15 protein-coding genes and 2 pseudogenes are annotated in these 19,646 nt (G+C 61.1%); 3 read left to right on the top strand and 14 right to left on the bottom strand.

The genetic code is table 11. The features are described 5' to 3' along the window. Positions 1–15 precede the first annotated feature (15 nt). From AB5975_24435 to AB5975_24465, 7 genes and pseudogenes are all read right to left on the bottom strand, one after another. Complete coding sequence (locus AB5975_24435; protein ID XDR19621.1) at positions 16–1,020, bottom strand: VirK/YbjX family protein; 1,005 nt, start codon at positions 1,018–1,020, stop codon at positions 16–18. Between the two features lie 9 nt (positions 1,021–1,029). Further along, on the bottom strand, positions 1,030–2,007 hold the full coding sequence (locus AB5975_24440; GenBank protein XDR19622.1) for a glycosyltransferase family 2 protein: 978 nt from the start codon (positions 2,005–2,007) through the stop codon (positions 1,030–1,032). Between the two features lie 5 nt (positions 2,008–2,012). Then, on the bottom strand, positions 2,013–2,537 hold the full coding sequence (locus AB5975_24445) for a serine O-acetyltransferase (GenBank protein XDR19623.1): 525 nt from the start codon (positions 2,535–2,537) through the stop codon (positions 2,013–2,015). Between the two features lie 8 nt (positions 2,538–2,545). After that, positions 2,546–3,502 (bottom strand): glycosyltransferase family 2 protein, encoded by a 957-nt coding sequence (locus tag AB5975_24450; protein XDR19624.1) that lies wholly within the window; start codon positions 3,500–3,502, stop codon positions 2,546–2,548. Continuing rightward, complete coding sequence (locus tag AB5975_24455) at positions 3,495–4,112, bottom strand: acyltransferase (protein XDR19625.1); 618 nt, start codon at positions 4,110–4,112, stop codon at positions 3,495–3,497. The genes AB5975_24450 and AB5975_24455 overlap by 8 nt, the downstream gene beginning before the upstream one ends. Positions 4,113–4,216: 104 nt before the next feature. Then, positions 4,217–5,683, bottom strand: a complete 1,467-nt coding sequence (locus AB5975_24460) for a GMC oxidoreductase (protein XDR19626.1) — start codon at positions 5,681–5,683, stop codon at positions 4,217–4,219. A 236-nt stretch (positions 5,684–5,919) separates the two neighbouring features. Then, positions 5,920–7,295: pseudogene (locus tag AB5975_24465) on the bottom strand (oligosaccharide flippase family protein). Positions 7,296–7,390: 95 nt separating this feature from the next. Between AB5975_24465 and AB5975_24470 the strand changes: the two are divergent. The 3 genes from AB5975_24470 (at position 7,391) to galE (ending at position 12,602) form a co-directional block, all read left to right on the top strand. After that, entirely contained in the window at positions 7,391–8,917 is a 1,527-nt protein-coding gene (locus AB5975_24470; protein XDR19627.1) for an O-antigen ligase family protein, read from the top strand. A gap of 4 nt (positions 8,918–8,921) precedes the next feature. Further along, positions 8,922–11,522, top strand: coding sequence for a cellulase family glycosylhydrolase (locus AB5975_24475; protein ID XDR19628.1), 2,601 nt, complete (start codon positions 8,922–8,924; stop codon positions 11,520–11,522). A gap of 105 nt (positions 11,523–11,627) precedes the next feature. Further along, complete coding sequence (galE, locus tag AB5975_24480; GenBank protein XDR19629.1) at positions 11,628–12,602, top strand: UDP-glucose 4-epimerase GalE; 975 nt, start codon at positions 11,628–11,630, stop codon at positions 12,600–12,602. 131 nt (positions 12,603–12,733) lie between these two features. Here the strand turns inward: galE and AB5975_24485 are convergent. From AB5975_24485 to AB5975_24515, 7 genes and pseudogenes are all read right to left on the bottom strand, one after another. Next, positions 12,734–13,539 (bottom strand): annotated as a pseudogene (locus tag AB5975_24485) (CpsD/CapB family tyrosine-protein kinase). A gap of 11 nt (positions 13,540–13,550) precedes the next feature. After that, positions 13,551–15,113: a GumC family protein gene (locus tag AB5975_24490; GenBank protein ID XDR19630.1), complete on the bottom strand. Its 1,563-nt coding sequence runs from the start codon at positions 15,111–15,113 to the stop codon at positions 13,551–13,553. A 19-nt stretch (positions 15,114–15,132) separates the two neighbouring features. Continuing rightward, on the bottom strand, positions 15,133–16,248 hold the full coding sequence (locus AB5975_24495; GenBank protein ID XDR19631.1) for a hypothetical protein: 1,116 nt from the start codon (positions 16,246–16,248) through the stop codon (positions 15,133–15,135). Positions 16,249–16,273: 25 nt separating this feature from the next. Continuing rightward, a complete protein-coding gene (locus AB5975_24500; GenBank protein XDR19632.1) occupies positions 16,274–16,831 on the bottom strand; it encodes a polysaccharide biosynthesis/export family protein in 558 nt (185 codons plus the stop codon). Between the two features lie 261 nt (positions 16,832–17,092). Then, positions 17,093–17,269, bottom strand: coding sequence for an EPS-associated small membrane protein EppA (gene eppA, locus AB5975_24505; protein XDR19633.1), 177 nt, complete (start codon positions 17,267–17,269; stop codon positions 17,093–17,095). A 251-nt stretch (positions 17,270–17,520) separates the two neighbouring features. Beyond that, positions 17,521–18,063, bottom strand: coding sequence for a helix-turn-helix domain-containing protein (locus tag AB5975_24510; GenBank protein ID XDR19634.1), 543 nt, complete (start codon positions 18,061–18,063; stop codon positions 17,521–17,523). Positions 18,064–18,142: 79 nt separating this feature from the next. Continuing rightward, entirely contained in the window at positions 18,143–19,561 is a 1,419-nt protein-coding gene (locus AB5975_24515; GenBank protein XDR19635.1) for a short-chain fatty acid transporter, read from the bottom strand. Positions 19,562–19,646 lie beyond the last annotated feature (85 nt).

Consider the following 19,646-nt stretch of genomic DNA (forward strand, 5'->3'; position numbering starts at 1 on the left):
CTTCCCTGGCAACCTTCACTTCAGGCTGTCGACCACGGGAGGTCTGTCCACTGCCGATGCACTCACAGCAAATGCATCCCCCTGTTTTCCTTGTAGTCCAAGGTTGTGATTGCTGCTTGGCAATGCTGCCTGCAAGCGGGTAAAAACATCGTCGAGCAACGCCTCGCGGCGGCGGTACATCGCCCGTTTCTTCGCCGGGATGTCGGCTTGCGCCCGTTGCGCCGGGGCCAGCGGCAGGGTGAAAAAGTCCTCACGGTCAGACGCGGTGGCGCCGTGCTCCTGCCAGATCACGTCATAGTTGGCTGCAAGGTCCTGGCCCTTGTCGTTGCCAAAATACGGGTGTCGATGGTGCCGACAGGTATCGTTGACGGCATACAGCCGCGTCACACCCAAGCTCCTGGCCAGGCATTTCAATGCTTCGAGCAGCAGGCTGCGTGGGCGCAGCCCTTCGAAGTCCTTGGTCAGGTCGCGGTAGATGGCCAGCGAAGTTTCACTGTCGATGCCTTTATGGATGCCCTGCACCGCACCGATGAACAGGCTTGGTTCACCTTGGCCATGGCCCAGGGTAAAGGCCAGGGATGCCACGCGCAGGTCGCCTTGGAACAGGTTCAACACCAGCTCGCCTTCGCGCTTGAACCAGATCGGCCGGTCCAGCACCAGGCTGCAGCCCGGCGAATGGCTGGACAGGTCACACAGCCGCAGGCTTTCGTCGCGCCCCAGCAGTAACAACGCCGGAAACTGCCCAGTCACCAGTTCGAAGTGCGTAGCCACCACATCCAAACGCTGTGGGGCCTCCCAACATTGGCTGATGTAAGGCCATTGAACGACACCAATGCAATCCACACCCAGCCGATGCAAACCATCCGGGCCCAGCGCCGAGGTCATGCGCCGCATGAACCCGTTCAGCTCAGGCCACTGCCTGGCGATCTGCCGCGTCAACTTGTACTTGTTGTGCAACGCCCGCAACGAGTAACCCGGTTGCAAGGTGAACACGCTTTTCACGAGGGTGCCGAGCATCATGGGTTTCTCTCACTTGTACTCGATCAAAGCCGATTTACCAGCCGCCAGGCGGTGGCGCAGGAACTTCAGCTGGCCGAGCATTTCCGGGAACTTGCCCAACACCAGAAACACCGCCTGCAGCCAGTTCTCGCGCGCCGACTTGCCACCACGGCGGGCCAGGCGCAGCGCCTGCAGTGGGTAGATCAACAGCAACAGCAGGCCCCAGCCGCCTGACACCAGGCAGGCCAGTACGATCAACACGGGTATGCCCAGCCCCCATATCCAGGCCCGGCGCGACTCGCGCAGCCAGTGCCGTTCGGGTGGCTGGCCATGCAAGTAGGCACCCTCGGCATAGGCATGCCCAGCGCGCAGGCTACGCCGCCACCATTGGCTGAAGCGGGTCATGCCGGCGTCGTGCAGGGTCATTTCGGCGGCCAGGCGCCAGACTTTCCAGCCGTTGGCCCGCAAACGCACGCACAGCTCTGGCTCTTCTCCCGCGATCAGGTCAGGGCGAAAGCCCTCAACCGCAGCAAAGGCATCTGCGCGCATCAGCGCATCGCCGCCACAGGCCTTGGCCTCACCGACAGGGGTGTCCCATTCAAGGTCACACAGCAGGTTGTACACCGAGCGCTGAGGGAAGCGCTCTCGCCGGCGACCACACACCACCGCCACTGCAGGGTGCTGCTCAAGAAATGCCTGCGCGGTGGCCAACCAACTGGCATCCACCTCGCAGTCGCCATCGACGAACTGCACCAGTTGCATCTGTGGCAACAGCTGCTGCAAGGCGGCGAAGCCTTCGTTGCGAGCACGTGCCGCAGTGAACGGGGTACTCATGTCCAGCGCCAGCACCTCCACCCCCAGGTTGGCGGCCAACTGCAGCGAACCGTCGGTGGAACCCGAGTCGACATACATGACCTTGTCCGCCCCCTGGGCCAACGAACGCAGGCAGCGCTCCAGGCGCTGGCCTTCATTGCGGCCGATCACTACCACACCGATCACAGTCGCCATGGGCCTCACTCGACTGGCGCTGCAGCAGCCGGTTGCCGAGCCTTGATGATGGCCGGTACCCCCACCGCCAAAGAATTGTCAGGCACATCCACCAGCACGACAGCATTGGCGCCGATGATCACGTTGTTGCCAATGCGAATGCTGCCGAGCACTTTGGCACCGGTGCCAATATCGACGTTGTTGCCGAATATCGGGGCAATCGGCTCCTCGACATTCTTCAGGCCCACCACCACGCCGTTGCGGATGCGGCAGTCGTCGCCAAAGCGGGCATAGCCACTGACGACAATGCCGCCAAAATGGTCGATGACGAAGTTGCGCCCGATCACCACTTCGCAAGGCAGTTCGATACCGGTGATGATCTGGACGAATTTGAACAGTACTTTGTAGATCAATGAGCACAGTTTGCGCAGCAGTGCCGGGCGCACGGTATAGCGCCAGCGGCCAAAGCGGTACACCAGCAATACCCAGAAACCCTGGGCGCCCCAATCCCCGCCATGGGCCCGCAGGTCGGCCCGAATATTCTCGAACATGGCTCCACCTACCTTGTCGGTTGGCTGGCGTACCGGGTCTTGTACAACAGTGACCAGGTTGCCCGGCAATGACGCCAGCAGGCCTGTATCGCGCCCCAGCCGCGTCGCTTCAACAGCGCCTTGAGTGCCAGCACCAGGTCGCCCAGGGTGACCAACAGCATGTGCAGGGCAAGCCCCGCCACCCCGTGATGCTTGCGAAAGTACAGCAACTCGCTTTCGATCTGGTAGGACGAGATCTGCCGGCTGGCCGCTTCCAGTTCCGCCACCGACTTGGAGCTTTCGCCACCGATGTGCACCACCGTGGTATGCGGGTAGAACACCACCTTCCAGCCAGCCTCCTTCACCCGTTTGCAGTGGTCCACCTCTTCGTAATAAAGGAAGTAGCGTGGGTCGAACAAACCCACCGTGTCGAGCACTTCGCGGCGTACCAGGTAGAAGCAGCCAGGCAGCCAGTCACACTCGCGCACCGAAGCATGGTCCCAGTTCATTTCGTCGACCATCTTCAAGCCAGGGAAGAAGCGGCCCAGCCCGGTACGCCCGACAAACACATTGAGCGGCGTGGGGAAGTAACGGCAACTGGGCTGCAAATCACCATCGCGCCCCTCCAGACGCACCCCCAACACGCCGCATTCCGGGTGAGCATCCATGTAGTCGAGGGTTTTTTGCAGGGAGTCGGCGGCAACGAAGGCATCGGTATTGAGCAGCAAGGCGTACTTGCCCTTGAGGTGCGCCAGCAGCTGGTTGTTGGCCCGGCCAAAACCCACGTTTTGCTTGTTGCTCAGCAGCAGTGCCTCGGGGCACACCTGGGCCATGCGCTGCACCGAGTCATCGCGCGAGGCATTGTCCACCACCAGGTAACTGGCCAGCCGTTCACTATCGGCCCGGCGCAGCGCATCGAACATCGGCTGCAGCAGCCCGGCAGTATTGAAGTTGACCACCATGACGTCCACGGGTTTGCTACCCATTCTTGCTGTCCCCGAAGAAATACTGGCGCCTCTGCGCCATCAACAACGGTTCAACTTCCGGGTCGTAGGCTCCCTTGCGCTGCTTCACCAGGTCGATCCACGGGTAGGATTCGCAACGTGCCTCGACCCGTTGAATCAACTGCTCGGTCGTGCAGATAAACACGGCCGGGTTACCACCATAGACGGTGCCTGGCGGCACATCCTTGGTCACCACCGCCCCTGCGGCTACGATGGACTCTGGCCCGATGGTCACGCGGGGCATCACGATCGCACCATGGCCGATGAAGCAGTTGTCCTTGATATCGATGAAGCCAACCGAATCGAGGTGCTTGCCGAAGCGGTGCTCGATCAGCAATACCACCCCGTCATGACCGATCAACGTGCAGTCGGACAACCCCACGCTGTTACCGATGCGTACCAGCGAAGGGTCAAGAAACTTGCAGCCTGTGTTGACGAAGAAGTTGCTGCCGACCGAGTGAAAATTACCCCACTTGGCGAGGTAGGCGCCCCACTCAAGCCCGGAAGGGTTGCAGAACCTCCTGTAGAACCTGCCCCCTCGCCCCGTTGCATGGGCATAGTGCGCCACTGCCTTGCGTATCCATCCCTTCATACTGCCTGGCCTCGCGATTCGAACAATCTGGAGTGTCCTGAGGCGTTCCGGTCTCGTTCTTCTAGGTGCTGACCGCAGCGCACTCAACCCATGTACAACCTGCATCACGCAGCGGCGCCGCTGGCCGCTCTCATCTTGCTATCGAGGTGGTCGGCCAGCCGCACTGCAAATTGCAACAGCGGCATGGTCGGGTTGGAAGCGCCGCCCTTGGCGAAGATGCTGCTGCCGGCGACATACAGGTTTTCGGTGCCGAACACTTTGCAATTGGCATCGACAACACCGAACTGCGGCGAAGCGGCCATGCGCGTGGTGCCCATGTGGTGGGCATGGGGCGCCATTTTCAGCGGAATCGAGGTGTCATAAACGAAGTCGTTCAGCTTGACGAAGCCCAGGTCCATGTCGGCGAACTGCTTGGCCAGTTCGCTGCCAATGCACTTGATGGTATGCCGGTCATCGGCGCTGAGCGCCCAGTTGACATTGACCTTGGCTACGCCCAGTGCGTCCTTTTCCTCCAGCAGCGAGATGCGGCTGTGCAGGTTGGGGAACTGCTCGATCATCGTGCTGATCACGCCGTCACCAGGGCAGCTGAACTTGGCGACGAAGGCGACCTTGCTGGCAACCCCCATGTCGCAGGCCAGGTTCTCCAGAAAGTGCTTGACCTCGGCAGTACGGCCATAGGTTTGCACATCCGCCAGCAAAGCGGCGGTGACATTGCCTTTACCGGCCTTGTACTCGTCGACGAAGGCATCGGTGGTGTAGTACTGGCGGGGCTCCGGGTCCTGCCCGGACTTGAGGATGAAGGTGCCCAGGTCGATGTTCAGGTGTTCCATGAAACACCCGCCGGCCAGCCCTTCCTTGTTCACCACACCGGCCGCCACCAGCGTCTCGCTGTTAAGCAACTGCCGGGCATTCTCGATGGCCCCCGTGGCCAGAATGAAGTTTCTGGCCACCAGGCGCTGACGATTGCGTTCATAGTCGGACAACACCACCGCCGCCAGGTGGCCGGAAGCTTTGTCGAACTCAAGGTCCACGCAGTTGCAGTTGATGAACACGTCCAGGCCTTTGGTCTGCTCCAGTGCCGTGGCGTACTTTTGCGCAAAGCGTGTCGGCGTGCTGAGCAGAAACCGATCTGCCTCGAAGTCACCACCCGTCAGGCCGGTGTTCATGGCGCGAAAATCCGAGCCGGCAGGCAGGTCGACGATATCCATGGCTGCCGGCAGGTAACCTTCGATCTCCGAATAAGGAATAGGCCAACCCGGTAAATCACCCGGAGGGGCGATGGTAAAGTCCGAAGGGGTGAACGGCCGACAGCGCCCTGCCCAGTGGTTGGACGTGCCTCCCAGATAGCGCAGGCGAGTTTCCTCGGGATACAGCTCCAGGCCCGTGGATGCGCAGGCGTACAGGCTTTGCGAATGCGGCGCATATTCGCGCCCACCGCCTTCGGCGAGCATCACGTTCCAGCCAGCGGCGGCCAGGCGTAAGCCCAGGGTAATGCCCGCCGGCCCGGCACCGATGATGCAGAAATCGTAGTTGTCGCGCAGCGCCTTCTGCTGCTGATAGTCCTTGATCATGCTGGCTCGTTCCGGAAATAACGGGACGGCAATACCCAACCGTTGATGACCACGAACCCAGGCTTTTCGAGCGGCTTGCCAGCAACGGCCGCCGAGGCGCCAAACACCGCGCCACCCACACCGAGCAAGACACAACTTTGGAGAAAGCCTCTACGGCCCAATTGCGCAGTACAAAAAGTGAGCTTCCCCATGATCCCGTGACCTGTACCCATGAAAGTTACACCCAGCGCGCCGCTTTACAGCCAGTCGAAAAAGGCCGTCAGCAACGCCCCGCAGAGCGCCCCGACCAGCAACATCGGCAGCACCACCAGCTCACGTTTGAGGCTGAACATATCCAGTTTGCAGTTCACATACACAACCAGCACCAGCGTTGGCACGGCATGCAGGGCAACCCCCAGATCGCCCACTCCACACCACCAATCGCCAGCAACAGCGGTAGCAGCCCCCACAGCGAAACCAGGCGAATGATGTTGTCCATGGCCTGATACTTGGTCAGGCCCAAGGCAATCCACACCTGATGAGCCAATGTATAGCGCATAACGATGAACGACAGCGAAAGAATTGCCAGCATCGGGCCAGCTTCACGGTAGCGATCATCGTACATCCAGCCGATCAGTAGCGGGCTGGCGGTCAGAAAACCACCGCAAATAAACAGCACCAGCAGGTCGACCAGCAGGCGGAAGCGGTGATACAGCGCTTTCAGGCGTTCCTTGTCGTCGGCCCGGGCCGCTTCACTGAACGCCGGCAGCGCCACGGCGCCCACTATTTTCATCAGCGCTGTCTGCACCGCGCCAAGGATCAGCACCGCAATCGAATACACCCCCAGTTGCGCCGCCGACATGCTGGCGCCAAACCAGATGCGGTCACCGTACATGGCCAGCACGCCGACCATCGACGACAACAGGATCCAGCGGCCAAACACGATCAGTTCGGTCAGCGCCGTGCGGTCCCAGCGCAGGTGGTTGTTCGGCCCCTCCAGGGCGGTATGGCCCAGCACGGTCCAGGCCACCGCCGACACCAGGCCCGAGACCACCAGTGCCCAGATCGAGTGGGTCAGCAAGCCCAGCACCAGCATCACCACCAGGCCGGCTACTTGCGAGGCCAGGTCGACCAGCACCACGCGCTTTTGTTGGAAAGTTCGTACAGCCACATCTATCTTGGTGGACTGGAACCCCCAGATGGCCGCCGACAGCCCGGTTATCGCCAGTACCATCGGCAGCACCGGGGCGGCATAGGTAGAGTCCGCTGGCCACAGCTCGGCCAGTTGAGCCAACCAGGCGCCCAGTGCCAGCAGCAGGGTCAGGGCGAACAGCAGGAAACCGCGAATGATCTGCACGGTCCAGGCGGTGTTGAGAAAATCCGGGTCGTCACCGCGGTGACTCTGGATGATGTTCTGCCGCAGGCCGACATCGGAAAGCAGATGCAGAAGTACCGAAACGGTGGTGGCAATGACCATCACCCCGAACATTTCCGGCAGCAGCAAGCGGGCCATGATCAGATTGCCGCCCAGGCGCATCACCTGAGAAGCCACCTGCGAGACCAGGTTCCACGACCCGGCGTTCAGGGCCCGCTTGCGCAGGCTCGCAGTGGCTGACGCATCAATCGACGGCATGACTTCATTCTCTGACTGATTGGCTAAAAGTCACTATAGTTTCAATTAGCCACGATGCTAGCCGTTGCCCACCGAAGGAAAGGTGTACATAGCCGATGCCTGAACATTTTCGTGCGTTGATCGTCATCCTGTTTTTGGCGAGCGTGGTCTTCCTGCTGGCGCGGCGGCCTGCCACCGACCTGATTCCGCTTGGCGACTACAAGCGCCGGCGCAATCTGTGGTTCCTGCTGACCGTGCTGGCCTTTGCCTCTCACAGCTTCTGGCTGTACCTGGGGGCGGGCGCGGTCATTTTGCTGCTTGCCGGGCGCCGCGAGCACAACCCCATGGCGCTGTTCTACATGCTGCTGTTCCTGATCCCGCCAGCGTCGGTGCAGGTGCCGGGGTTTGGCGTGGTCAATTACCTGGTCGACCTCAACCACATCCGCCTGCTGACCCTGTGTGTGCTATTGCCGGCCGCGCTGCAACTACGCCGCCAACCTGACACGCTGCGCTTTGGCCGCACCTGGGCCGACAAGCTGCTGGCGGCCGGCCTGGTGCTGATGAGCGTGCTGTATTTGCGCGAAACCACGCCCACCGACACCCTGCGCCAGGCGCTGTACCTGTATGTCGATGTGTTCCTGCCGTACTACGTGGCCAGCCGTGGCCTGCGCCAGATCAGCGACTTCAAGGACACCTTGCTGGCCTTCGTGCTCACCGCCTTCGTCATGGCGCTGATTGCCGTGGCTGAATATGTGCGCCACTGGCTGCTGTACAGCGCCCTGGTCGACGCCATGGGCGTGCCATGGAGCATGTCCGGTTACCTGAGCCGCGGCGGCGCGCTGCGGGCCAGCGTCACCACCGGCCAGGCGATTGCCCTGGGTTATGTGATGAGCGTGGCGATTGGGTTGTTCTTGTTCGTCCAGGGTTATGTGCAGCGCCCGCTGCACAGGGCCATGGGCGCCCTGCTACTGGCCGCCGGGCTGTTCGCGCCGTTATCGCGTGGCCCGTGGATCGGCGTAGTGGTCATCGTGGTGGTGTTCATTGCCTTGGGCAAAGGCGCCGTCAAGCGTCTGGCGCTGCTAGGCGCGGCCGGCATGCTGGCGTTGCCGCTGCTGACCGTCGTGCCTGGCGGTGACAAGGTGCTGGACCTGCTGCCGTACATCGGCAACATCGAAAAAGAGAACATCACCTACCGCGAGCGACTGATGGACAACTCCTGGATCGTCATCCAGCGCAACCCGCTGTTCGGCTCGTTCGACTTCCGCAACACCCCGGAAATGCAGTCGATGATCCAGGGCGAAGGCATCATCGACATCGTCAACACCTACATCAACCTGGCACTGAGGGTCGGGCTGGTCGGGCTCGGCCTGTTCGTGGCGTTCTTTGCCGTGGTGCTGAGGGGCATCCGCAGAGCCATGCTCAGCTTCCCCGACAAGGATGACGAGCGAAGACAGCTCGGCCGGGTGTTGCTGGCGACGCTGATCGGCATTCTGGTGATCATCTTCACCGTCAGCAGCATCACCTTCATCCCGGTGGTGTACTGGTCAGTCGCCGGGCTGGGCGTGGCCTACATCCAGATGGTGCGCCGGCTGCACAACAGCCAGGCCATGGAACTGGCCGAACCCGGCCTACTACCCAGGTAATTTCATGAACGTGCTTACCTTGCGTCATTTCGTGCGCCTTTCGGCCCTTGCCGGCCTGGCCCTGTTACCGTTGGCCGGCTGGGGCTCAGACTGGCAGGTCAGTGTCGATGAGCAGAATGGCCTGCCTACCGTGACACGCGGTGGCGGCCCGGTGATGAAGGCCAAGTTCGATTTCTGGGCCGCCAACTGGAGCTGGACTGGCTTTTATACCGACTTCAAGGTCAATGGCCCCTACCACTACACGCTGAAGGGCAAGAACAAGGAACTGGACTTCGACCTGCAGGCAGATATCCGCAAGGAACAGGCGCAAACCCTGAGCTGGGCCTTCGACCTCGACGCCCACAGCCAGCAGCGCGGTGTAATGGGAGGCGGCATGGTGTTCCAGTTCGACCCGGCGCAAATCGCCGGCGACATGGGCGCCCCGCAGCTGCTGCCCGACAACCGCGGCTGGACGTGGGGCAAGGCCGACCAGGGCCGGCGCATCGAGATGCGCTTCGACCCGCCACTGGCCAAGGTCTACTTCGAGCGCGGCAACCCGTCCGAGCTGCGTGCATTCCTCTACAAGGACCCGATCGCCGCCGGCCGCCAACAGCTCAAGGCCGTGCTCAACGTGACCGGCGACATCGACCTGGGCCCCACCCCCAACGAGCGCTTCGGGCTGGCCGACCCTGCCAGCTGGCCCGATGACCAACTGGATTGGCGCACCTCACCGGTGGACCTGGCATTCCTCAACGCCGCAGAAAAGCCCGCCGGCAAGCGCGGCTTCGTCAAGGCGGTCGGTGACCAGTTGATGTTCGCCGACAACACCCCGGTGCGCTTCTGGGGCACCAACTTGTCTGCCTACTCGCTGTTCAAAAGCCCGGACGAAGAAATCCGCCAACAGGCCAAGCGCCTGTCGGCCCTGGGTTTCAACCTGGTGCGCCTGCATCACCACGACTCGCCCTGGGTCAGCCCCAACGTGTTCGGCGACGGCACCCTGGTGCGCGATACCCAGCAGCTCAGCGCCGAATCGTTACGCAAACTAGACCTGTGGATCAAAGCGCTCAAGGACGAAGGCATCTACATCTGGTTGGACATGCATGTGCAGCGTGCATTTACCGCCAACGACAACATTGAAGACTTCAAGGAGTTGCCCGAGAAGGAAGGTCGCGTTGACCTGAAGGGTTACGCCTACGTGAACGACAGTATCCAGAAAGCGATGAAGCGCTTTGCCGAGCAGTACATGACCCATGTGAACGAGTACACTGGGCTGGCGTACAAGGACGACCCGGCCATCGCCGCCGTGCTGATCACCAACGAGAACGACCTCACCCAGCACTACGGCAACGCCCTGTTGCCAGACAAGGATGTACCACGCCACAGCGAACGCTACATGTCGGCCGCCAAGGCCTTCGCCAGGCAACATGACCTGCCCGCCGACCTCACCTGGCGTGCCTGGGAGCATGGCCCGTCCAAGCTGTTTCTCAATGACCTGGAGCAGCGCTTCAATGCCGACATGATCGCCCACTTGCGCGGCCTCGGTGTAAAAGTACCGATCGCGACCACCAGCACCTGGGGCGGCAACGGTTTGAGCGCGTTGCCGGCGCTTACCGCAGGGGATGTCATCGATGCCCATAGCTACGGTGCCAATGGCCAGCTGGAGAAGAACCCACTGACCAGCGACGGCATGATCGACTGGATAGGCGCCGCCCAAGTGGTCGGCAAACCACTTACTGTCACCGAGTGGAACGCTGAACCCTTCCCGCTGCCCGACCGTCACTCACTGCCGCTATACGTGGCCGGTACCGCCAGCCATCAGGGCTGGGACGCGATGATGCAATACGCCTACAGCCAACAGGGGTTCAACCCCGGCTGGCGCACCGCGGACAACTGGCACGCCTACAACGACCCGGCGATGATCGCCACGCTACCCGCCGCCGCCCTGCTCTACCGCCGTGCGGACGTCAAGCCAGCCACCACTCGCTACGTGTTCGCACCAACACCTGCCACCCTCTACGATCAGGAAATCACTCCACGCAATTCAGTGCTGTTGCGCACGGCCATGGAAAAGGGCCAGTTGCAGATCGCGCTGCCACAAACACCGGAACTGCCTTGGCTGAAGCCTGCGGCTATCCCGGCAGGCGCACAGGTACTGCAGGACCCAGGGCAATCGCTGCTGCCCGCCGATGCCACCGAGTCGGTAACCGACACTGGCGAGCTCAAACGCAACTGGCAACAAGGCCTCTACACCATCGACACGCCGTTGACCCAGGCCGCCACCGGCTGGCTGGGCGGCCGCTCGATCAGCCTGGGGGCCATTGAGGTTAATTCGAAAACACCTTATGCCAGCGTCGTGGTGCAGAGCCTGGACGGTAAACCCTTGGGCCAGTCGCGTGAGCTGCTGCTTTCTCTGGGCACCCGTGCCATGCCCAAGGCCGATGACAAGACACCCTTCAATGTCGAACCCCTTGAAGGCAGCCTGACCCTCAAAGCGCCCGCTGGCCTGAAACTGTTCGCCCGCGATGCGCAGGCACAACTGAAGCCACTGCCGGCGGCGTACAAGGATGGGCAATACACCCTTACCTTCGACGGTCACTACATGTCCAACTGGCTGTTCTTGAAATAGAGCATATGGCCATCTACGCTCAGGTCATCTGTCGCTGATCATCCCACCTGCACGTTTCAGGGAGGGTTCGCTGCGTCTGTAAACAGCAGTTTCCAGGAGGTAGGGATGAAATTTCTGGTGGTGGGTGGCGCGGGTTACATTGGCTCGCACATGGTCAAGCACCTGCTTGCTGTGGGCCACGAAGTGGTGGTGGCAGACCTGGTCTGGCCTGGCCCGGGCATCCAGTGGGCCAAGCTCGACATTGCCGACGAGGCCGCACTGGATGTGCTGTTTGGCGTCTGTCGCTTCGATGCGGTGTTCCATTTTGCCTCGTTCATTCAAGTGGGCGAGTCGGTCAGCGCGCCCGGCAAGTACTACCAGAACAACGTCGCAGCCACCCTTGCCCTGCTGCAGGCCATGGTGAATGCCGGCATCAAGCACCTGGTGTTTTCTTCGAGTGCCGCCGTTTATGGCAACCCACAGTACGTGCCGATCGATGAAGCGCACACCAAGGGGCCGATCAACCCATATGGGCTGAGTAAATGGATGGTCGAGCAGATTCTTGAGGACTTCGACCGTGCCTATGGCTTGAAGTCGGTTTGCCTGCGCTATTTCAATGCCGCAGGCGCTGACCCCGAAGGGCAACTGGGGGAACGTCACGACCCGGAAACCCACCTGATTCCATTGATCCTGCAGGCGGCATCTGGCCGGCGGGAGGCGGTGACCGTGTTTGGCCGCGACTACGATACGCCGGATGGCACCTGCATACGTGACTACGTGCATGTTGCAGACCTGGCGGCGGCCCATGCGTTGGCAGTGGACTATTTGCTGGCAGGTGGCGAGCGTACCGCGTTCAACCTGGGCAACGGCTTGGGCTTTTCGGTGCAGCAGGTGATCGATACGGCGCGGACGGTGACCGGGCGGCAGATCAATGCCCTCGATGCGCCGCGCCGCGCTGGCGACCCGCCACGGCTGGTGGCTGATGCGAGCAAGGCGATACAGGTATTGGGCTGGCGGCCAGAGTTTGCCTCGCTGGAGCAGATTGTGCGGCATGCCTGGCAGTGGGAGTTGCAGTATCCCTGGACTGTGCAGCAGGGCTGAGGATCTGGGGGCGCTTTGCGCCCCATCGCGACACAAGGCCGCTCCCACAGGTGCAGCGCAAATGGTCGATTTTTGCGCTGCACCTGTGGGAGCGGCCTTGTGTCGCGATGGGCTGCAAAGCAGCCCGACAATCAGTAATAGGTCCGCGGTTGCTCGTCCGCCTTGTTCAACACCGTCCCAATCAGGTTCACCGTGGCCAGGTGATGCAGGCAATCCTCGATTTCCTTTTTGTTGTCATCCCGTTGGCCACCACCAGCAACACACAATCGAACTTGGGTATCACGGTGATCGCATCGTCCGAGCTGAGCAGTGGTGGCAAATCGAAAATGCAAATACGCGACTCGTAGCGGTTGCGCAAATCGCTGATCAGGTTGTTCACCTTGGGCGACGACAGCATCTCGGTGGACAGCGGGACTGGCACCCGCGTTGGCAGCACCACAAAGCGCGGCAAGGTCGGGTTGACCAGGCATTCCTGCAACTCGGCCTTGTCCGTCAGGAACTCGTTCAACGCCTGCTCCATGGGCAGGCCCAGGGTGCTGCCAACCTTGGGCCGGCGCAGGTCGAAGTCCACCAGCAACGCCGTCTTGGTGGTGTGGTGGGCAATACTCATGGCCAGGTTGATCGCCAGCACCGTCTTGCCCGCTTCAGGCGTTGGCGAGGTGATCGCCAGCGTGCGCCAGCCGTTTTCCTCCATGGCCCTGAGCACCTGCGTGCGCAGCAGGTCGATCGGCCCGTTCATGTTGGAGTTCTTGTTGTACGCCACGATGCGGTGGCGCTCCAGGTGGTCCGCACGCAGGGGCACCACCTTGGTATTCACGTAGTCGAACTGCCCCGGCACTTCTGCCAGCGCCGTACCGGGGGCGGGAGACAGTGCCTGGGGTGTGCCTGGGGTAACCTGATGAAGATTATTGCCAACAGCCGGCTTGGTCCTGTCCATCACTGCTTTCCCTATACAAACCGAGACATGACTTTGAACAACAGCACATCCAGTGGCATGTAGAACATGTGCACCAACACTACCATGATAGCCGCCAACGCCAGTGCCGCCAGGATCAGCCGGTTGCGCCAGCGCTTGCGCCTGGCCACGTCGGCCCTGGTATCGATATAGGGCACCGCAACCAAAACCCGTTTACCCAGCAGGTTTTCCAGGGCGCCAACACCGCGCACGCGCTGATTGAGCATTTCCATCAGCATCACCAGCGCACCGCCGCCAGCAGGTGCCAGCACCAGGCCAAGCGCCGCGATTTTCTTGCGGTTTGGCTTGATCGGCTTCTCAGGCAGCAGAGGGGGCTCCAGTAGCACGAAGCGTTCGGCCTTGTTTTCCTGCTCGAGGCTTTCGGTAATCTTCGCGCCCATTTCCTTGGCGCGGATTTCTTCATACTTTTTACGTGCGTTGTCGTGGTCACGCATCAAGGTCACCAACCCGCGCTCGACCTGCGGTGCTTCGAGGATCTCGGCTTCATAGCCTTCCATCTTCTTGGTCAGCTCACGCTTCTGCTCGGACAGTGAGGCAATCCGCTCCTGGGCAGCGCTCATCTTGGCGCGCACACGGGCCACGTCGAGGCTGACCGTGGACGCTGCCGCCGTACGATCGCCACTGGCTTCGAGCGCCTGGATCTTGCGTTTGATCGCCACCACATCCGGGTGGGCGTCCTTGTAGCGGGTCAGCAGCCGGGCATACTCGGCCTTCAGGCTTGGCAGGTCCTGGGGTTGGTCGGCAGAGGCTGGCCTGGTGCCCTCAGTCGTTTTGGTCGCCAGGCCGGCATTGGCCGCGGACAGTTCCAGCTCCAGGTAGCGCAGCTCTTCCTGGGCAGCCTTGTAGTCACGGTCGACTTCGCGGAACTCCAGCTCCGAACGCGACAGCATGTTCATGCGCAGGGTCTGGTGCTCGGGCAACGCATTGGCATGAGCCTGCTTGAAATCGGCCAGCTGGTTTTCCAGGCTGGCCAGTTCGGCGCCCAGTTTGTTGGCTTCCTGGGTAAGAAACTCGGTGGTTTCGTTGGCCCGCTCGGTGCGCTGCTTGAGGTTTTCGTTGAGGAACAGCGTCACCAACTCGTCGGCGACTTCCTTGGCCACTTGCGCTTGCTTGTGCTCGAACGACACATTGAACGCCACGGTCGCTTCACCACGGCCACGGACAAAGGTGGTGAGGGTTTCGACCACGATGGCGTTGCGCATCTGGTCGATCTTGTCGCTTTCACTGAGGCGTTTGTCGGCGAACAGGTCGTACTTGCCGATGATGCGCAGCAGGTTTTCACGGGTCATCACCCGCTGGCGGATCACCTCGATGCGCTCATCGGCAAAGCTGGTGTTGTTGGTCGACACCAGCTCGGGCGAAATCTGCTGCGACTCCACCAGAATGGTGCCGGTCGATTGGTAGATCGGCGGCACCATCAAGGCGACGGCGACGGTCGCGACAAGAATGACTGCGGCACTCACCCCTAGCACCAGGGCTCTGTCCTTGATAATGGCGATGTAATCTCTGAGGGAGAGCTCGTAGTCAGACTTCATGGGGCCACCTGCCTGCGGTTCAGATGTCGGGGTACCTGTACGTCAACGTCAAACCAACGATCGTTGCGGTCGCATCCGGTACATGGTCCTGTTGCCGTTCCTTGTACATCAGTGACAGGCGCAGGTCCCAGTAAGGCGAAAACTGGCGGCTGGCCCATACGCTGTAAGTCTGCAGCGTGTTGGGCGACTGCCCTTTGCTGTCTTGCCAGGCCGCGTCGGCGCCCACCCGAGTCAGTTCGGCCACCGCGTAGCTCCATACACCACGTACCTGGTCCAGCTCGGCGAAACCGCCTTCGGCGCTGGCCACCGTGCTGCGTTCGGCGGTAAAGCTGGCATCGGCACGCGGGCCGGTGTACAGCAACGCAACCCCACCCTCCCCACGCCGGCCGCCGTCGTCACCAGACACCTGGTTGACGCCAATGTGGGCATCGGCGCTCAAACCTTCGGCAAGCTGGTACTTGACGCCGACTGCAGGGGTGTAGCTGTTGGAGGCGGTCGCGGTAAGGTCCTGCTCAGGCTCATAGCGTCGTGCGCCAAAGCGGGTGTACACATCGGCCCGCTCGCTCCAGGCGTAAGTCCAGGTAAATACGTTCGCCAGCTCCTCGTAGCCCGTCAGCGTACTGATGTCATAACGGGCACGGTTGTAAGTGGTTTCGTTGCTCAAGGTGCTGCGTTCAGTTACCGCCTGGCTCCAGTTGCCCGTCAGGGTGTAGAGCTTTTGCGTACCGTCGGTGGTGATCACCCCGGTGTCCAGCACTGTCCCCGACAGCGTCGAGCTTTCGTTGTAGCGCGCCACCAGGCCGAACCGCCCACGCTCGGTGGTGCGCTGCCAGCCCAGGCTGATATCGGGATCTTCACGGTCATCGACTATATCCGTGTCGGACGAGCGCAACACATGCATGCCCAGCCCCAACCTCAATTCGTCACGGTCGAACGTACCGATCAGGGTGTAATCAGGCGCAATGATCGTGCGCGTTATGCCCTTCTCCCCCGAGGTCAGCAACAAAGGGTTGCTGTCATATTCGACGGATGTCGGTACCGCCACCGTAGACTGCCAATTTGCCGCCAGGACCGCGTCCGTAAACGGCAAGGCCAAGATTGCCGTTGCAATGCTAGTTGTTCTAAGAAGAGGCATTAAATGTTCTTATTAAAAGGCAAGATCAAGGAACGACCAGCGTATCGCCAGCCTGAAGTTGGATGTTGGTGGACATGTCCCGCCCAGACACCAGGTCCTTATATCGCACGGGCAGGATCTTTTGGGAAGCGCCTGCGCCACGGACCACCTTGATTTCGCTTTCGTCAGCAAACTTGTCCAGGCCACCCGACATGCTCAAAGCTTGAAGCACCGCCGTAGGGCCTGCCATTTGCACCGGCCCAGGCTTGATCACTTTGCCTTGTACGTAGACCATGTTGCCGGCGATGCTCTTGACGACAACGCTGACGTTAGGGTCGGGAAGGAACTTTTCGAGTTTGGCAGCCACCTGTTTTTCGACTGCCGTCACATCCAGGCCGGCGACATTGATGCGCCCGGCCAGGGGGAAGGTGATACTGCCATCGGGAAGAACGGTGGCTTCTTGACGCAGGCTGTCTTCCTGCCACACCGAAACCATCACCACATCGCCGGGGCTGAGCAGATAGGCAGCACTGCTCTGGTCGGCGTTACCGGCGCCAGACCACACCGTCAGCAGGCAGAACGCGGCAAACATTGAACGCACCATGAGGGTCCCTCCGGCCAAATGGCCCGACAAAGAGCACTGAATGAGAACAACACACCAACTCTCGCTCCGCTTCGCGACGTACCGCTGCCGCGATGGCCTCGACCTTCCTGGAGGCCCTTACCTTGACGCTGTAGACGTGGGCTGCAACACCCTGCAGACATGGGCCTATACAGGCTACTGGGAATATAGCAACGGTTGAAGAATTCACAAGCCAGGTCTTGCGCTTGCGGCATGCATCCCTTCACATGCCAGGCATGCGGTTCAGATCTTTCTGCGGTTGGCAACGGCTACAAAGCCGATGACGGCAAAGGCAAAGAACCAGCCGGCAGTTGAAACAGGAATGATACTGTTCTGATTTATATACGAATCTGCCGCGCGCGCAGCGCCACTCAGCATTACCAGCAAAAACATCGATTTGATAATCAGAGTCGTGCGCATACACCCCTCCAGAAAACAGGAAAAATCAAATAGTTATTAGCGCGGTGTGGCGGGAGTTGTTTCTTTGTTGACTTGAGCTTATGGGCACAATGACATTACGTCAATGATCCGACACCATAATAAAATTCAATGGGCGATGGGGGCTTTCGTCAAAATATCGACATGCAATTTATGCAAGGGCGCGCTATCAGGGCGGAGGCTGCGTTTCACGGCTGAGAACGCATAGGGGGCATGCCCTGCCCCCAGAGGTTTCACTCGTCTGCGTGGTGAACCACGACCAGCAACTGCGCCGGCGTGACACCTACCGAGCGTAGCCGGTGCGGCGTCTGGGCGTTGAAATGAAGGGCATCGCCCTGTTCCAGCAGCACCCGTTCGTTCATGAAGTCCACTTCCACCTGGCCAGCATGCACGAACAGGAACTCCTCGCCCTGGTGTTCCTTGAACGTGGGGTCACTGAATTCGGAGGGTGGCTGAATCAGGAACGGCAGCAGGCTGCGTTGGCCGACCTGGCTGGTGAGGGCCGCGTATCCCGGCCCTTGCCCATCGCCTACCAACGCCTGGCGCTGGCCATGGCGCACCAGGCTGTAGCGGCTCTGCCCAGCCTGTTCTTCGGCGAACAGCTCTTCGACATTGACGTTCAGCGCCCGTGCCAGTTTCAGCGCCGCCGCGATCGAGGGCGTGTTGAGGCCGCGCTCGACCTTGGACAGGTAGCTTTTGGTCATGCCGGTCTTTTCGGCGAGCATTTCCAGGGTCATCCCCAGTTTCTTACGCAGCAGTTTCAATCGAATAGACATGTAACGCGTGTTTCCCAGGCTGAGGCAGCCATGATACGCGTCTGAAAGCTGACGCCAAGCCTGCAGGGATGGCCTTCAATCAAGGCATCACTGGCGGTACGTACTGCAACGTCGTACCCAGTGCCCACAGCAACACCAGCACCAACGGCACATGCACCAGCAACTGCACGAACGAGAAGCCGATCAGGTCGCGCGCCTTGAGCCCCAGTACGCCCAGCAGCGGCAGCATGTAGAACGGGTTGATCAGGTTCGGCAAAGCTTCGGCGGCGTGTGAGATCTGCACCGCCCAGCCCAGGTGGTACTGCAGGTCATTCGCCACCAGCATCACGTAGGGGGCCTCGATGATCCACTTGCCACCGCCCGAGGGGATGAAGAAGCCCAGCACCGCCGAATACACCCCCATCAGCACGGCATAGGTGTCATGGGTGGCAATCTGGGTGAAGAACAACGAAATATGGTGGGCCAGGGTCTGTTCGTCGACACCCTTCACCTGGGTGAGGATGGCGGCGATCGAACCGTACAGCGGGAACTGGATCAGCACCCCCGTGGTGGTCGGCACGGCACGCGCCACCGCGTCAAGGAAACTGCGCGGGCGCCAGTGCAGCAAGGCACCGAGCATGATGAACAACAGGTTGTAGGTGTTCAGCCCGGAGATAGCGGTAATCGCCGGCTTGGTGGCGAACTCCTGGTACAGCCAGCCAGCGGCCAGGGCCACCAGCAGCAGAATCAGGATGGGGCTGTGCTCCAGCCACTCACCTGGGCGGGTACGTTGCGGTGCGGGCGGCGCCGTGAAGGTGGGGTCGACACCACAGTCTTCAGCGCTGCGTGCACTGTTCGGGCCCGGGGCGGTGGCGTAGGCGATCACCAGCGAGACCACCACCAGCGCCGCCAACATCACGCCGGACTGCCAGAGGAAAATGGTTTCGGTGAACGGGATCACCCCAGTAATCGACAGGATCGAGGGTGGCAGGCTGGCCGGGTTGGCTTGTAGCTGCGCCGCCGACGATGACAGGCCCAGCGCCCACACCGCGCCCAAGCCCAGGTAGGCAGCCGCACCGGCGGCGCGGTAGTCCATTTTCAGGTCGGTGCGCCGCGCCAGGGCGCGTACCAGCAAACCACCGAACACCAGCGACAGGCCCCAGTTGAGCAAGGAGGCCAGCATCGATATCAGCGCTACCCAGCACACGGCCGAGCGACCGTTGCCGGGGATGCGCGCCAGGCGATCGATCAGACGCGCGGCGGGCGGCGAACTGGCAACCACATAGCCACCAATGACCACGAAGGCCATCTGCATGGTGAACGGGATCAAGCTCCAGAAACCGTCGCCAAACGCTTTGGCGGTGTCGGTCGGCTTGGCCCCCATGGCCAGTGCGCCAATGCACACCAGCAGCACCGCCAAGGCGGCGAACACCCAGGAATCGGGGAACCAGCGTTCGGCCCAGTTGGAGCAGCGCAAGGCAAAGCGCGCGGAACGGCTGTCTTGAATTTCAGCGGCCACAGTTGAATTCCTTTTATTGGTTTTATGAGGTGACACGTGTTGCCAGAAAACACAAAACCCTGTGGGAACAGCCATGCCCGCGAAT

It is taken from the genome of Pseudomonas putida (assembly GCA_041071465.1).
In the GTDB taxonomy this organism is placed as follows: domain Bacteria; phylum Pseudomonadota; class Gammaproteobacteria; order Pseudomonadales; family Pseudomonadaceae; genus Aquipseudomonas; species Aquipseudomonas putida_P.